Raw genomic sequence first — 17,113 nt, 5'->3', positions numbered from 1 at the left:
TGTTAAGCCGAGCTCAGGTAATATAACCTTAGCTGTTATCTTCAATCCTTAGCTGGTGATATACTCTCATTTATCTACCTGCGCAGCATATTACTGCCATTTAATATTTATCGTCATTAAGACCAACACTGATAACTTATGAGCCAGCTAAAACAAACAGTCACAACAGCTACTACACTTCCTGCTCAAGAGAAAGAAGTGAGTTTAGCGCAAGCACAGCTTTGTGAAATAGCCCTAGCGGTTTGTATTAATGGTATTAGTCAATCGGTAATGATGGTCTCAGACAATAACCTAGAAGACTTTGCTTTAGGTTTTGCTCTTAGCGAAGGTTTTATTGAACACATCAGTGAAGTGACCGACATTATCATTGAGCCATTATCGCTCGGGAAACAAGTAAATTTAATCGTATCGGCTCGAGCAGAGCACCGCCTTAAAAAGCGCCGCCGTACTTTAGCTGGGCCAACGGGCTGCGGTTTATGTGGTCTCGAGTCTATCAATGAAGCAATGCTGTTAACCACACTCAACGCCAGCAATAAAAACACCACCGCAGTCAGTACCACCAAAACAAGTACGTTAGCGAATATTCCTAATGAACAAACCATAATTAACGCGAAATCTTGCTTAAACGAGTTACAGCAACAACACCATGGTATACGTGGTAATCACTGCGCTGCTTACTTTGACTTATTAGGTAAGCCGCTAGCTTATCGTGAAGATGTCGGTCGCCATTCAGCATTAGATAAACTTATTGGTTGCTTGGCACAGGCCAATACCTACCAACAAGGATTTATTATCCTAAGCAGCCGTTGTAGTCATGACCTTGTTGCAAAAGCTGCGCGTGCAGGCATATTAACGCTAGTAACATTAGCGCAGCCAACTAACTTAGCGGTAAACTCTGCACAGCAAACAGGTCTGGTGCTTTTTAGCTTTAGTAATCGCCAGCTTAAACGGTTTGCTTAACTTACACTTTTATTTAACTTATTCGATTATTCTTTAATTATTTTACTTAGCACTCGAGGTTTTTATGTCAACATCATCAAAAAATGGTTCACCTTACCCTCACCCCGCTGGAGGCTGGGGCGCATTAAAAAGCTCTGCTAAGCATTTAATTCAAACAGAAAAATCTGCTCAAGGGGTAAAAACACTCCTTAAAGCAAATCAGCCTGGTGGCTTTGATTGCCCAGGTTGCGCGTGGGGCGATGAGAAAAAAGCTGGAAAAATTGATTTTTGTGAAAACGGCGTAAAAGCCATTGCCTGGGAAGCTACAGGAAAACGCACCAGCGCTGAGTTTTTTGCTCAGCACTCACTCACAGAATTACAGCAATGGGACGACCATTCGCTAGAGAAAAGCGGTCGCTTAACTGAGCCAATGCTATACGATGCTCGTGATGACCATTATCACCCTATTAGCTGGGATGAAGCATTCTCGCTTATTGCTGAAAATTTACAACAACTTGCCTCCCCTAACGAAGCACTCTTTTACACCTCAGGTCGAGCGAGTAACGAAGCTGCATATTTGTATCAATTATTTGGTCGTGTATATGGTACTAATAATTTCCCCGATTGCTCTAACATGTGTCATGAAGCCTCAGGTATAGGCGTTACCCGTAGTTTAGGCACAGGTAAAGGCACGGTTACTATTGATGACTTTGAGCTTGCTGATGCAATTTTTGTTTTTGGCCAAAACCCCGGAACAAATCACCCACGCATGTTAGGAACCTTACGCAAGGCCAGTAAGCGCGGTGCACGAATAGTCGCCATTAATAACTTACAAGAAAAAGGCTTACAACACTTTGCTGACCCACAAAGCCCAAAAGAAATGCTCATTTTTAGTAGCACCACAATTAGTCAGCATTATTTTACGCCGCGTTTAGGTGGCGATATGGCAATTTTACGTGGTATAGCTAAAAGCTTATTTGAACGCGCGACAACCAATAGCACTATGCTAGATAATGACTTTATAGCTCGTCATTGCCATGGTTTTGAAGAATATAAACAAACGGTTGAAAGTACCTCTTGGGGGAAGATATTACAACAAAGCGCACTGACTCGTGCTGATATTGAGTTAATGACCGATATTTATGCCCATAGCGACAAGGTTATTTTTACTTGGGCAATGGGTATTACTCAGCACAAACATTCGGTTGCCACCGTACAAGAGCTTATTAATGTTTTATTATTACGCGGTAATATAGGTAAAGCTGGCGCTGGTGCTTGCCCTGTGCGCGGGCACTCTAACGTACAAGGTAACCGTACTGTAGGGATTAATGAAAAACCTAGTTCTGCATTTCTAGAAGCGTTAGCACAACGTTATCATTTCACACCACCTAAAAGTAACGGTTTTAATACGGTTGAATCTATTCATGCCATGTTAGCTAAACAGGCCAAAGTATTTATTGGTTTAGGTGGTAACTTTGCTGCGGCAACTCCTGACACAGAGCGTACCTATCAAGCGCTAAAAAACTGCGATTTAACGGTACATATTAGTACCAAACTTAATCGTAGCCATATTGTTACCGGTAAAAAAGCCCTTGTTCTCCCTTGTTTAGGTCGTACTGAAATCGATAATCAAAGCAGCGGGGAACAATGTATTACCGTAGAAGACTCAATGAGCATGGTACATAGTTCGCGTGGTCAAAACAAACCCGCCAGCCCTTTACTTAAGTCTGAAACCGCCATTGTCGCAGGTATAGCTAACGCAACCTTAGGTGAAAGTATTGTGCCATGGTCTAATTTAGCCAATGATTATGGCTTAATTAGAGATGAAATTTCTGCGGTGATACCTGGCTTTACTGATTACAATCAACGCATTGAAGAAAAGCGCGGTTTCTATTTACAAAATCCAGCTGCGCTTCGTCAATGGAATACTGCTACCAGTAAAGCAATGTTCTCTCACACTGCATTACCTGAACAACTAGCGTTTGAAGTTGCTGAACAATACACAAAATCTTTAGTATTTACTCTGCAAACCTTGCGCTCTCATGACCAATATAACACTACAATTTATGGCATGAATGACAGGTATCGTGGCGTGTATGGCGAAAGGCGTGTTGTATTTGCTAATGCTGAAGATATAGAAAAACAACACCTAAAAGAAGGTGATAGCGTTACAATAAAAACGGTTTCTAGTGATGGTATTGAGCGTAGTGTCCAGCACTTTAAAGTGATTCCTTATCAAATCCCGAGTGGCTGCCTTGCCGCTTATTACCCTGAAACTAATCCACTAGTACCACTTGAAAGCACGGCTGATGATTGTGGCACGCCAACTTATAAGTCTATTGCCGTAACACTTCAAAAATCAGCAACGTAAAATGATAAGTACTCACAAAAACTTAATCGACAAAGTTACAGCTATTTCATAAAAACCTGAGCTAGATCATCATAATCGGTAATGATTTTTGTTACTGTTTGGACACTAGTGGCAATTTATTTAATAACCTAAATAATAGTTAAAGTATTTGCTGATACTTCGCTAAAAAGAGAATACAGCTCAATATTGCTAACATAAAAAAATAGCAACTTAAGTGAGTTATATTCTCAAGTTAGGTTAGCAGTATTATTCAAATCATTGCCCCAGAAAAATAATATAACCCCAGCTACCCCACACACGTTAACAGAGGTTTGCTTTGCATAGCCATACGATTTCTCGTAGTACTTTACTTGTTAAAGATATCATGCAAATGAATATTCTTACATGTACTGCTGATACTCCCATATATAAAGCCGCTAGTAGAATGCGTCAGAAAAACATCAGTTCAATTTTAGTTATAGATAATGGTAAAGCAATAGGTATATGGACCGAGGCCGATTGCCGTAAAATTAATTTTAATGAAAATAAAACCTTTATTACTGAAATTAGCCAACTAATGAGTACTCCTGTTCTTACCATACAACAAAACTTATTAGTGCATGAGCTTTCTGCTAAATTTCGTAGTCACGCAATTAGGCATTTTATCGTAGTCGATAATAATAATTCGCCTATCGGTATCGTTAGTCAAAGTGACGTTATAAAAAGCCAAGGTATTGAGCATTACTTACAAGCGAAAAAAGTAGCTAACAGCTATAAAAAAATAACCGAGTCGCTTAATCAGCAGCATAGCCTTAATTGTGTTGCGCAACATATGAAAAACACACAACGCTCGGCCGCACTAATTTACCATACCCAAAGGCAGCAATACGGCATAGTTACTGAACGAGACTTACTGACAATTTTAACTGGCGTACAATATAATAATGATAGTGCTTGGCACTATGCTAACTACCCTTTGCAAACAGTTAACAGTAATACTTCGCTTTATTCAGCGTATCAACACCTTATTAATAACAACATACGTCACCTTGCCGTATGTAATAGTCATGATGAGATAATTGGTCTGTTAACAATGGACAATATCATGTCAGATATAGAGCTTGCTTATGTAGAAGAGCTTCATCAAATAGTACAACAACGTGATGTGGCATTAAAAAAATCGAAGCAACACCTATTAATTGCTGAAAAAATTATTGAAGCATCTTTAGACGGTATTATGATCACTAATGCTAATGGCTCAATTATGTCAGTCAACCCTGCCTTTACTAAGGTTACTGGCTATCAAGCAGATGAGGTTATTGGTAAACGTTCCAACATACTTAGCTCAGGGTTGCATTGTGCAAGCTTTTATCACGAACTATGGCAAACGATACTCACCGAAGGAGTATGGCAAGGAGAAATTTGGAATAAACGTAAAAATGGAGAAGTTTACCCACAATGGTTAACCATCATAGAAATCAGTGAAAGCAAACAAAAAAATCAGACTTTCGCTGCTATTTTCAGCGATATTAGCGACCGAAAAATGGCTGAAAAGCGTATTGAAAACCTCGCTTTTTATGATGAATTAACCCAGCTCCCTAACCGCAGATTGTTTTACGATCGCATTGACATTGCACTCGCATCAGCACATAGAAATCAAGAGAAAGTGGCACTATTCTTTATTGATCTAGACTATTTCAAAGATATTAATGACAACTATGGTCACCGTGTTGGCGATCAATTATTACAAAGCATCGCTAAACGCTTAACCGACAGTATCAAAGAAGGCGACACCGTTGCACGCTTAGGAGGCGATGAGTTCACGCTATTACTCACTGAAATCAAAGAAGTTTCACATATCAGCAAAATTTGTCAGCGCGTTATTGATCAAGTTCGTCAGCCTTATCATATTGACGGACACACTTTACAAGTGACAACCTCTATTGGTATTGCCGTTTACCCTGACGATGGCACCAATGAAACAGAGCTACTCAAAAACGCTGATATTGCCATGTATCGCGCGAAAGACATTGGTCGAAACTCATTTCAGCTATTTACTCCAGCAATGAATGCACAATCATTAGAGCGTTCTTTAATGCAAAATCACTTTCGTTTAGCGTTAAAAAACAATGAGCTGATATTAAATTATCAGTTACAAAAGAATATTCTTAACGATGAAATACATGGTGTTGAAACTTTATTACGCTGGTCTAACCCAACACTGGGGCAAGTATCGCCAGCACAGTTTATTCCTATGGCCGAAGAGTTAGGCTTAATTGCTGAAGTAGACAACTGGGTATTAGCACAAGCATGCCAACAACGTAAAACTTGGCTAGATAACGGCGTAAACTGTGGTCGTATTGCAGTAAATATATCACCATTGCACTTTCATCAAGGCGACCTCATTGCTTCGGTAAAGTCAATTTTATCAATTAGTCAGCTACCACCAGAGTTACTCGAGATAGAAGTAACCGAAAGCTGCTTCATTAAGCAATTAGACAATGCCGCAAATATTTTACAAGAATTAAAGAAAATGGGGATAAAAATAGCCCTAGATGACTTTGGTACTGGCTTTTCTTCGTTGAGTTACTTAACTCGCTTACCAATTGATATTATAAAAATTGATGCTAGCTTTATTGCCAAGTTACCCAACAACTATCGAGAAGCCCAAATTACCTCTGCTATTATTATGCTGGCACAAAACCTTGAACTAGAAATTGTAGCTGAGGGGGTAGAAAACGAAGCACAGATGTCATTTTTACTAGAACATGGCTGCAATATAATACAAGGCTATCTATACAGCAAACCGGCACCAGAGCAACATATATCAAGCATACTTATGCTAGATACGATATAGCTTTATTAAAAGTGTAAAATAAATATCGCGTCAGATAAAATAAGGAATTAACTTTTATCTGGCGCTTTGTTCTAGGTTGAATTTAGCAGATTACATAAATAAAAAGTTAACGTTAGCATTCTTATTAAGCTTCAAACTTACTTCTAACAAATAAACATTGCCATATTTCATCATTATTCGCCCATCACCATGCCACTTTCACTTGTTAGGCTTACTTTACCATCAGCATTTCTTTATAATCAGCACCAATAAAAGTAAGTGCCAGCGGGTATTACTTAAGCTTAAAGGACTATGACATGAAGACCATCCCCTCAACATTGCAAGCTTTACTAATAACGTTAATGTTAGCGCTATTGACATTAGCAGGTTGCAACAATGACCAATCACCAGCGTCAAGCACTGCAACGAAGCCTGAAATCTCCTCTCAGGACGGAAACTCTACAACAACGTCCCCTAAAAACAGTCCTATACCTGAAGCCACCTTTAATCTTCAGCAAGTACAGCAAGATTACGCTAATGTGCCATTAACGGTACTTGATGTGTCTGAACGTAGCCGTAATGGTAAAAACTCCATTGCCGTTACTTTATCTGTCCCCTTAGATCCCGCAAAAGATCATCAAAAGTATTTCAATATCAGTCGTAAAAAATCTGGCGTTATTGACGGTGCTTGGGTGCTTTCTAAGTCAGGAAAAGTTGCGTGGTTTTCCTATACTGAACCAGAAAAAACTTATGACATTACCATTTATCAAGGGCTTGTTGCTGCAAATGGTCAAAGGTTAAAGCAAGTACAAAGCCATGAAGTAACAACCAATAGTCTCACTGCCAGCATTAACTTTAATACCACTGGCGCCTTTTTAACCCAAGGGTTAGGCAATGGTTTACCTGTTGTTAGCGTTAATACCGATTCGGTTGATATAAATTTCTACCGCATTCGAGAGAAAGATCAACAACGATTTTTAGATGAAATGCAATACAACCGCCACTACTGGGGAGTTGAGCGTGTCACTCAGTTTGGTGATTTAGCTTATACTGGCCGATACGAGTTAAACGCGCCTAAAAATACTCGCGTAGAACGCAGTATTGATATCGCGGGTATTACAGTCCTTGAAAACCCAGGAATTTACTTAGCAGTTATGACCAAGGCTGGCACTTATAATAAACAACAAATGATGTGGTTCTCTGTTACCGACATTGGCTTACATGCGCGCTTTTATGATAATCAGATAGACGTTTTTGCATCATCATTAACATCGGGTAAAGCCTTAGCGCAAGTTGAAATCAGCTTATTAAATAATCAAGGGGAAATACTACAACAAGGACTAACCTCACCTAGCGGTCAAGCTTCATTTACCAGTAACCTTAACTTCGCTTCGCTGATAATTGCAAAAAGTGAGCAACACTTTTCGGTAATCGAAATCCATAAACCAGCATTAGATCTGTCTGAATTTGACTTAGGGCTACGTCCAAGTAAACCACAAACACTATTTATTTACGCACCACGTGATTTGTACCGTCCTGGCGAAATAATTAACTTTAATGCCTTACTACGCAATAAAGATGGTGGCTTGATCTCAAATAGCATTTTAACCGCAACCATTATTAGCCCTGACGGCACGCAAGTAAAAACCTTTAAATGGGCTGGTAATGAGCAAAGCTATTATCACCACGCGTGGTCAATTCCCAAGAGCGCTCAAGTGGGTAATTGGCAACTAAATGTTGCTAGCATAACCGATGAAATATTCACTTTTGACTTTAAAGTAGAAGAGTTTTTACCTGAGCGTTTAAAACTAACCTTCAACCCCAAAAATGAAGATAAGCGCGTAGTAAGTACAAAAAGCAAACCCTTAACGGTTGATATTTTAGGGGAATATTTATATGGCGCACCAGCGTCTGGTAACCGTTTATCAACCGAGGTTAATGTTTCTCAATGGCGTAACCCAGTAGTAAGTTTACCGCTATTTGAGTTCGGTAATAGCCAAGAGGTTACCTTTAATAGCCGTAGTCAATTAAGTGATATTGAACTTGATGCCAACGGACGAGGGAGTATTAGCTTTAATGACAACTTGTCAGAGCTTAACAGCCCGCTACGAGTACAATTTATTAGTAGTTTATATGAGTCTGGTGGACGTCCCGTTTCACGAGCATATTCAGGTTTAGTTTGGCCTCAAGAGAAACTACTAGGCATTCGTAGTAGTTTTGGTAATAACAACCCAGAAGCTAACTCAAAGGTAAGCTTTGACATTATCAAAGCCTCTCTCGACGGTAAAAAATATGCTGCCAATAATCTGGATGTCAAACTCATTAGAGAAGACCGTCGTTACTTTTGGGTTTACACCGACAATCAAGGTTGGCACTACCAGTGGAACGATAAAGAATTTGTTGAGCTAACTACCACCGTTAATATTAAAGCGAACGAAAGTGCGCAAGTACAATTTCCTGTTGAATGGGGTCGTTATCGTCTAGAGGTTAGAGATCCCGCTAATAACCTCTTAACTAGCAAACAATTTTATGCTGGTACTAACTGGTATGAAGATTGGCAACAAGCACAAAATGGCAGTGGCGCTGCTAAACCAGACAAAATCACTATGGCGCTAGATAAAGCCGCTTATGCCGCCGGCGATACTGTTAAGGTCAAAGTTATTCCACCGCAAGCAGGCGAAGCCATTATTATGGTAGAAGGTGACACTCCGCTATGGATGCAGCGTATTAGTATTCCTAGTGAAGGTTCTATTGTTGAGATTCCGCTATCAAAAGCGTGGCAACAACATAACCTCTATATTAGTGCTGTTGTTTTACAAGCTGGCAATAACATTAAAAGTATTACCCCTAAGCGTAGTTTTGGCTTAATACATTTACCGCTAGAGCGCAGTAGTCGACAACTAAATATTAGCGTTGATGCGCCAGAAAAATCCTTACCGAATAAAAAATTAACGGTAAAAGTTAACGTTGCCCATGCGCAAAACGCTACCAACACTACCAATAAATCAAGCAAAGCTTTTGTTACCTTAGCCGCGGTTGATGTTGGCGTACTCAGTATCACCGACTTTAAAACGCCCGATCCTTTCAACGCATTTTTTGGCCAACGTCGATACAGTGTTGATGTACGTGATGTTTATCATAAGGTGATTGAAATAAGCCAAGCAGAAAAAGCCAACTTACGCTTTGGTGGCGACAGTGATTTAACTCGTGGCGGTAAAGCACCACAGTCAGATGTGCAAATTGTGTCACTCTTTAGTGGTTTAGTTACTCTTAACGATGCTGGTGAAGCTGAGATTGAATTAGATATTCCAGACTTTAATGGTCAATTAAAATTGATGGCTGTTGCTTTTACTGATGATGAATTTGGCCATGCAGAGCAAAACATTACGATTGCCGCTCCTGTAGTCACCCAAATTGCCATGCCACGCTTTTTAGCTATGGGCGATAAAACCACTATCGCGTTAGATATTACTAACCTCAGTGGCGCCGAACAAGTACTCCAGGTTAGTTTTAGCGCCTCTGGTGCTGTAAAAGCGCTTAATAACAGCCAAACAATAACCTTATCCAATGGCATAAAAGAAACACTAACTTATCAAGTAACAGCACAAGCAGCCAGCGGAAAAGCACAGTTTAACTTGGCCGTTACTGGAGAAAAACTTAACGAGGGTATTAATCAGCAATGGCAACTTGGCTTACGCCCCGCTTACCCAGCAACCTTAACTAAAACACAAAAGGTGTTAATGCAAGGTGAGCAGTTGTCACTTGATTTAGCACAGGTAAATAGCTTAATTCCAGAAACACTCCAAGCCTCTGTATCTATAGCCAACCGCGCTGATATTAACTTACAAAATCAGTTAAGCCATTTAATGCAGTATCCATACGGCTGTTTAGAACAAACCAGCAGTCGAGTTTACCCGCTCATTTTCGCCAGCCCCGACAAACAAAAGTTAATGGGCATAAAAAGCGTGAGTGAAAGTGAACGCTTAGCGATGATTAATAAAGGAATTGAGCGTTTAGCAACCTTACAATTAAGTAATGGCGGTTATGGCTTATGGAGTAATACTTCAGAGGAAGAGCATTGGTTAACCGCTTATGTCGGCGATTTTTTATTAAATGCTCGTGATATGGGGGTCAATGTTCCTGAAGCGTTATTGGCTGACACATTAAAGCGATTACAGCGCTACCTTGCTCATTCAGGTCGTTTTTATAACGAGCGCTGGAGCGATGACGCCAAGCATTACAACTTTGCTTATAAAGCGTATGCCGCTTATGTATTGTCACGAGTCAACCAAGCACCTTTAGGGACGTTACGTAGCCTTGCTAGTAACCATGCTAAAGAGGCTCGTAGCGGTTTATCACAAATACAACTGGCACTGGCATTGGCAAATATGGGCGATAAAAAGCGTAGTAATACTTTATTCGCCAGTGCGTTAAAAAACCTGCCCAAAAAAAGAACGCGTTACTTAGCTGATTACGGTAGCCAAGTCCGTGATTTAGCAATGATGATCCACTTAATGCTCAAACATAAACAAAGCCCAGAGCAAGCAATTGCTTTAAGCTTTACCTTGGCTGAATTAGTTAATCAGCGACAATACTTTAGCACTCAAGAGCGCAATGCATTATTTTTAGCTGGGTTATCACTGAAAGATAATCAGATAAACAATAAGCTTTGGTCTGCTGATTTATTACTTAACGCGGCCACCGCAAGCTTAAGTCAAACAGACGCTTATAGTCAGCCATTACCAGCAAGTAGTTTACAAACACCTGTCAGTATTACCTCAACTAATGAAACACCGCTACTAGCAAGTATTAGCCTTAACGGCTATAGCAAAAAAGCCCCTGCTGAAAGTGCTAACGGTCTGGCAATACAACGTCGCTGGCTTACGCTAAAAGGCAAAGAAGTTTCAATTAAAAACGTTACTGTTGGTGAGTTGTTCTTAGTCAACCTAACCGTTAACGCGAAACAAAGAACACCTGATGCTATGGTTATTGATTTACTTCCTGCAGGCTTTGAGCTAGAAAATCAAAACTTAGCTCACAGCATTAAACTTGATGAAATTATGGTTGACGGCAAAAGCATTAGCCATTGGCAGCAACAAAGCCCGCTAAAGCATCAAGAATTTAGAGACGATCGCTTTGTCGCAGCCTTAGAAGTTTATCAAGGTCATACCGTACAGCTATTCTATTTAGCCCGAGCGGTAACGCCAGGAACTTATAAAGTACCCTCTTCATTGGTTGAAGATATGTATAGACCTGAACTACGTGGTATTGGCAATGCAACACCTGACATCAATGTTAGCCAGCCTAAACGTAAATAGTCTGACATTCAGGCTAATAAGAAGTAGAAATTTTTCATGACAACTAGTGATAACAACCATAAAACACTAAAGCATCTCAAAAAACCGAGATCTGGGTGGAAAAAATATCACCCAAAAGTTTGGTTGTTATCACTCAAAACACACTTAATTTTCAATAAAAAGCTACGCTTAGCATTGCTATTTAGTGGCTTTTTATTATTGTTCACCACAAGCGCAATCATCCTTGATTATTGCTACCCACTGAATTTACCGCATGCCGTCTATCATTCAACAGCTCATAACCGCTTGAATGACGGCTCAGCACAAAACCAAAGTAAACAAACAAAAAAGCAATTTGCTCGCGTTGTTGTTGATGAAAACGATAGACTGTTACGTACTTTTGCCGATAATAATGGCATTTGGCGCTACCCAATCAGCTTATCGCAAGTATCGCCTTTGTATATTGAAGCTTTACTTAACTATGAAGATCGCTGGTTTTGGCAGCATTATGGCATTAACCCTTTATCATTATTACGTGCAAGTTATCAAAATATTAGCGCGGGGAAAATTATTTCTGGTGGCTCAACCTTATCGATGCAAGTTGCGCGTATATTGCACCCTCATGCCCGTAGCTTTACCGGTAAATTCCAGCAAGTATTACGTACGCTACAACTAGAATGGCATTTAGAAAAATCACAAATTTTACAAATATACCTCAACACTGCGCCTTTTGGCGGCACTATTGAAGGTGTACAAGCAGCCAGTTATACCTACTTAAATAAACCAGCTTCAACACTCACTCACGCCGAGGCGGCACTATTAGCAGTATTACCACAAGCGCCAACGCGCTATCGTCCTGATTTACATAATGAAGCAGCTCAACGGGCGCGCGATAAAGTTTTACAACGTCTGGCCGACTTTGGCGTTTGGTCTCAAAGCGAGATCAAGGACGCTAAACTCGAACAAGTCTATAGCGCCAGCTTTAAACCCCAACAGTTAGCACCATTACTTGCCAGACGGTTACTGAATCAATCACCAACTCAGTCTGTCATTAAAAGCACGATCAATACTGAATTACAACAAGGCTTACAAGAGCTAGTGAATGCCTACATGGTACGTTTACCCAAAAAAAGCTCCGCTGCAGTGTTGGTGGTCGACAATACCACCTCAACAGTCAAAGCTTACTTAGGCACTGCAGACTTTGCCAATAGCAAACGTTTTGGTTATGTTGATATGATCCAAGCAACACGCTCACCGGGCTCAACCTTAAAGCCTTTTTTATATGGTTTAGCCTTAGATGACGGGTTAATTCATTCCCATTCATTGTTGGCTGATGTACCAAGAAATAAAGGACAATACCGCCCCGCCAACTTTAATGGTGCTTTCAATGGGCCAGTATCGGCTCACAGCGCATTACAACGCTCATTAAATATGCCAGCGGTAGATTTACTTGATCGCTATGGCGTTAACCGCTTTGTTAGTCAATTAGACAACGCCGGATTACATTTATCTATTCCTGATAATCAACCAAACCTTGCGGTGATATTAGGCGGTGCGGGAACATCGTTAGCACAATTAGTACAACAATATTCAGCGCTGGCTAACCAAGGAAAAGTGCATCAATTACGTTATTTACAAGAACAACTCGCTCAACCCAAAGTAACTCGACAGTTATTATCCCCCGCGAGTTCATGGGTAATTCAAAAAACACTTTCAGGTATTAAGCGCCCTGATAGCATTAATACGCTAGCGGCAAGACTTAGCAAGGCAAACAGCCATAACACCTTGGCATGGAAAACGGGCACCAGTTATGGTTATCGAGACTCTTGGGCAATAGGCGTTAATAAAAAATATACTATTGGTGTTTGGCTAGGGCGGCCCGATGGCACAGCAATGCCCGGTCATTATGGCGGTATAACCGCAGGGCCTTTGCTATTTAAAGTGGCGGACCAATTGCCAAATAGCCCGCAAGAAATCATTAAGCCAGATAATATAACTGCTGAAATGATTTGTTGGCCATTAGGCACTAAATATTCAGAGGACAACAAAGCCTTTTGCCAACAAAAACATCAAGCATGGATTATTGATCAAGTAATTCCCCCAACATGGCATAGCGCTGATAGTGACGCATGGCAAAACGGGCTTTTTAACTACTGGCTCAACCCTAACAACCAGCGTCGGGTGTCAATTGACTGCTTAGTGAACCCCAAAGAGCGTAAACAAGTAGCGTTATGGCCAAAGGTTCTTGAGCCATGGCTCAGTAAACGTTATCAGCGTAGCACGCTTATTCCGCAAAGTGACGAGCAATGTGCAGAGACTTTATTATCAAGTAGTGCGACGCTTAATATTGTCGGCATTGAAAACAATAGTATTTATCGAAGATCAGGTAAGAACGGTGAAGCTCCTAGTATAGTGCTTAAAACAGTGGGCGGTAGTGGTAAAAAAAGCTGGTACATTAACGGTGAGTTTCGTTATCAAAGTGAGAACAATGAAAGTATCAACCATGAATTTTCAAGTGCTATTACTGGTGGTGCTAAGGTTGAGCAAGGCAAGCAGCAAATTATAGTGCAAGATCAAGCGGGTAATACCGATATGGTTATGATCACCTTGCAATAGTTAAGCTTTAACACTCAGTTTACCCTAACTCACCTTAGCTGAATAAATTACGTTATTGCAGCTTAAAAACCAATAAACGATTATTCGCAGGCATTGTATTATCTTCAATAAGCGATAACCCAACAGAGCTGGCAAGTTCTGTAATTTTTTCAAAGTCGCGAATGGCACTGTTGCTATCACGATCTTTTAGCCAAAGATCAAAATCAGCATTGCTTTGACTGGTATATTGCCCATGGTAATTAAAAGGGCCATAAATACACAAGATTCCACCCGCACTTAAATTTTCAGCGACGCCAACAAAGAACTTTTCGACTAACGCCCAACTTACAATATGCAAAGTGTTTGCGGTAAAAATACCGTCAACCTTTTTGGTTAACGACGCACTAGCTTGCCAAGGTTCATTCAAATCCAGTAACAGTGGCGGTAATAAATTAGCACTGCCCTCGTTTTCTTGACGATAAATAATACTGGGGTGATTGATTAATAAATCACTCGGTTGCCAAGTAAGCTGCGGTAAATTCGCAGAGAAATAAAGTGCATGTTGCCCAGTACCTGAGCCTATTTCGAGTACTTGCTTACTCTGTAAAAATACTCGCTGTAATACCGCTAAAATTGCGGTTTTATTATTTTCACAAGCTTGTGAATAGGTAAGTTCCATAACATTCCTTTTACTACGTTGTTATTGCTAAGCATCTGTAACCTGTGACCACTTAGCGGCTAGCCACCTGAGAAAACGGCAGCGCTTGCTGACATTGTTGTAAATAAACCTGCATATGTTCACGCTCTCGCTGGCAAAAGTCTTTTATACTCGGCTGAAAGCTAGGGTTTTTAACCCAATGATATGAATGCGTTAATACGGGTTCAAAGCCACGCTGAATTTTATGTTCTCCTTGAGTACCTGGGTTAAAGCATTGTAATTTATGCTCAATGCAAAATTCTATTCCTTGATAATAACAAAGCTCAAAATGTAAGTTTTTAATTGGCTCTGTACAACCCCAATACCTGCCGTACAAATGGGTGTCATCAAAGAAGAATAAAGCGCAGGCAATATTCTCTACTTCAACATTATTTTTATTATTCTCGTTTGCTACCTGATCGCGACTAGCAATCACTAATAAAATGTTGTCGGCTAAGCTTGATAGCACCTGTTGAAAAAAAGCTAAACTCAAATGTGGCTGGTGACCCTTTTTTAAATAAGTTAATTGATAACTTAAATAGAAAAACTCTAACTGCTGCGCGGTAATATCAGCGCCGTTAACTCGCTTAATGGTAATATTTTGCTGAGTGATAGACGCTCTTTCTTTACGGGTGTTTTTTCGTTTACGCGCATTAAAGCGACTTAGGAAATCATCAAAGCTGGTGTAATCACGATTAAACCAATTAAACTGAACCGTATGGCGTAAGTACACGTCGTCAGGTAAAGCCTCAGCGGTATTAGCATCGCTTTGCGTCACCTGGTTTTGCTGACAAAAAAGTAAATGCCAACTGTGAATATTGTGCTGCTGGCAGTGCTCACTTAATAATGAGAAAGTATCATGCAGTGTTAAATCCCCTAATAATTTAGGGCTGGTAACCGGAGTAAATGGAATGGTGCCAACCAATTTAGGGTAATAAGGAATGTTGTGATCGTCATAGGCCTGTGCCCAGCTCCAGTCAAACACATACTCCCCCCATGAGTGTGACTTAAGGTACAAGGGTAATATGGCGGTAACATTAGCTTTAGCGTCTGAGTTATCGTCAACATTAGTCGCTGGGCTTATGCTGGAGCTAGCATGCTTTAATGATTCTGCCCTTTGGCTAACCACCATATGATGAGGCTGCCATCCTTGCTCAGCAGTAGCCAACTGACTTTCCTCTAAAGCATGAAAGAAATCATAACTTAAAAAAGGTGAATTAGAGCAATTAAGCGCTTGCCAATCACGCTGACTAATATTGGCAAGGCTATCAACAAATGTTATCGGCATTGAAATGCTACACACCTTAAAATATATACTGAAAGCTGGGCTATTAAGTTCATTGCACTATTAAAAAGTCGACTCAAGCAAGCCGACTTAACGCAGATAAGCTTAACGATAAAAAATAATCTTAATTGTTTTTAGCATACGCTATCGCTGAGGTAATTGCTGCCACTTGCGCAAGAATACAGTTTTCATCATCGGCATTTGGGCTGTCAGGGTAAACTTCGGTTGTAGTCACAAATTTTGCATCTGTTAACCCCATACATAAACCAAGTTCACGCGCGGCATAGTTTATAACGCCGTGCTGCTCAATATCTACACCGATAAGTTTGCCTGAATCATCTGCAGGAGCAATATGTGTAACCGCTTCAACGCCAGTAATAACCGCTTTTTGAAAGTCTGCTTGCGCTTTAGTGCTATCACCGACTAAATAAAAGCCATCAGGAATATTCCAGTTGTCATGTACTGTGGCATCACGTGCTGCGAGCGCTGGTCTAAATTCTGAATTATCGGTATCAGTAGTTTCATGTAAATCAATATGCAGATAAATTTCAGTGTCTAATGACTGCATTAAGTTCAGCGCAGCAGCAGACTCTTCTGCAGGACTATTTGCATAAAATGAACGATTAGGATCAATTGCTTTTGGGTTCCAACGATTAATCGTTTCATAACCCCATGGGCTGATACATGGTAAAATAATAACATTAAACAATGTTTGATAATCTTGAGCCTGCGTTTGTGCAAAACGTATTGCCCCTTGCACACCACTGGTTTCATAACCATGAACGCCACCAGTCACTAACACCGTTTTTTTATCGGCTTGCCAGTTTTTACTTTTAATGGCATATAACGGATAGCGAGCTTTATCAATGGTTAACGCGCCATATTGCTCAACATCAAAAAGTGACGCTAATGGTAATACTTTCAGTAACACCTCATCGTGATATGAGCGTTTAATCACTTGCTTGTTAAACCACTGTTTTTTTTCTTTATCGCCCCAAGTGACACCTGGGCTGCCAATATCATACATACATTTTCACCTTATTTTTGTGCGATAACTTTATCAGTATTATTACTTAACCTGAGCTCGGCTTAAGAGATATTTAACAAATTGAAA

At 40.3% G+C, this 17,113-nt stretch carries 8 protein-coding genes; 5 read left to right on the top strand and 3 right to left on the bottom strand.

The window, feature by feature from the left end; translation table 11 throughout:
- Positions 1–138 precede the first annotated feature (138 nt).
- The 5 genes from fdhD (at position 139) to pbpC (ending at position 14,038) form a co-directional block, all read left to right on the top strand.
- A complete protein-coding gene (fdhD, locus tag KO495_RS13155) occupies positions 139–960 on the top strand; it encodes a formate dehydrogenase accessory sulfurtransferase FdhD (RefSeq protein ID WP_215980867.1) in 822 nt (273 codons plus the stop codon).
- A gap of 64 nt (positions 961–1,024) precedes the next feature.
- Entirely contained in the window at positions 1,025–3,310 is a 2,286-nt protein-coding gene (locus KO495_RS13150) for an FdhF/YdeP family oxidoreductase (protein WP_215980866.1), read from the top strand.
- Between the two features lie 364 nt (positions 3,311–3,674).
- On the top strand, positions 3,675–6,146 hold the full coding sequence (locus KO495_RS13145; protein ID WP_215981063.1) for an EAL domain-containing protein: 2,472 nt from the start codon (positions 3,675–3,677) through the stop codon (positions 6,144–6,146).
- Between the two features lie 296 nt (positions 6,147–6,442).
- Entirely contained in the window at positions 6,443–11,443 is a 5,001-nt protein-coding gene (locus KO495_RS13140) for an alpha-2-macroglobulin (RefSeq protein ID WP_215980865.1), read from the top strand.
- Positions 11,444–11,479: 36 nt separating this feature from the next.
- On the top strand, positions 11,480–14,038 hold the full coding sequence (gene pbpC, locus KO495_RS13135) for a penicillin-binding protein 1C (protein WP_215980864.1): 2,559 nt from the start codon (positions 11,480–11,482) through the stop codon (positions 14,036–14,038).
- Between the two features lie 52 nt (positions 14,039–14,090).
- Here the strand turns inward: pbpC and KO495_RS13130 are convergent, their stop codons facing one another.
- The 3 genes from KO495_RS13130 to KO495_RS13120 all read right to left on the bottom strand — a co-directional run bounded on the left by KO495_RS13130 (position 14,091) and on the right by KO495_RS13120 (position 17,026).
- On the bottom strand, positions 14,091–14,696 hold the full coding sequence (locus KO495_RS13130) for a DUF938 domain-containing protein (RefSeq protein WP_215980863.1): 606 nt from the start codon (positions 14,694–14,696) through the stop codon (positions 14,091–14,093).
- Between the two features lie 52 nt (positions 14,697–14,748).
- The gene (locus tag KO495_RS13125; protein WP_215980862.1) at positions 14,749–16,002 is read right to left on the bottom strand and encodes a GNAT family N-acetyltransferase; all 1,254 of its coding nucleotides are present in this window, start codon (positions 16,000–16,002) and stop codon (positions 14,749–14,751) included.
- 121 nt (positions 16,003–16,123) lie between these two features.
- Entirely contained in the window at positions 16,124–17,026 is a 903-nt protein-coding gene (locus KO495_RS13120; RefSeq protein ID WP_215980861.1) for a M14 family metallocarboxypeptidase, read from the bottom strand.
- Positions 17,027–17,113 lie beyond the last annotated feature (87 nt).

The organism is Colwellia sp. D2M02 (genome assembly GCF_018860755.1).
Classification (GTDB): domain Bacteria; phylum Pseudomonadota; class Gammaproteobacteria; order Enterobacterales; family Alteromonadaceae; genus Colwellia; species Colwellia asteriadis.
This window is presented reverse-complemented; position numbering and strand designations above follow the sequence as displayed.

Bases quoted from the DNA above. Each gene is read 5' to 3' on its own strand.
- fdhD (WP_215980867.1), top strand. From the start codon at position 139: ATGAGCCAGCTAAAACAAACAGTCACAACAGCTACTACACTTCCTGCT.
- KO495_RS13150 (WP_215980866.1), top strand. From the start codon at position 1,025: ATGTCAACATCATCAAAAAATGGTTCACCTTACCCTCACCCCGCTGGA.
- KO495_RS13145 (WP_215981063.1), top strand. From the start codon at position 3,675: ATGCAAATGAATATTCTTACATGTACTGCTGATACTCCCATATATAAA.
- KO495_RS13140 (WP_215980865.1), top strand. From the start codon at position 6,443: ATGAAGACCATCCCCTCAACATTGCAAGCTTTACTAATAACGTTAATG.
- pbpC (WP_215980864.1), top strand. From the start codon at position 11,480: ATGACAACTAGTGATAACAACCATAAAACACTAAAGCATCTCAAAAAA.
- KO495_RS13130 (WP_215980863.1), bottom strand. From the start codon at position 14,696: ATGGAACTTACCTATTCACAAGCTTGTGAAAATAATAAAACCGCAATT.
- KO495_RS13125 (WP_215980862.1), bottom strand. From the start codon at position 16,002: ATGCCGATAACATTTGTTGATAGCCTTGCCAATATTAGTCAGCGTGAT.
- KO495_RS13120 (WP_215980861.1), bottom strand. From the start codon at position 17,026: ATGTATGATATTGGCAGCCCAGGTGTCACTTGGGGCGATAAAGAAAAA.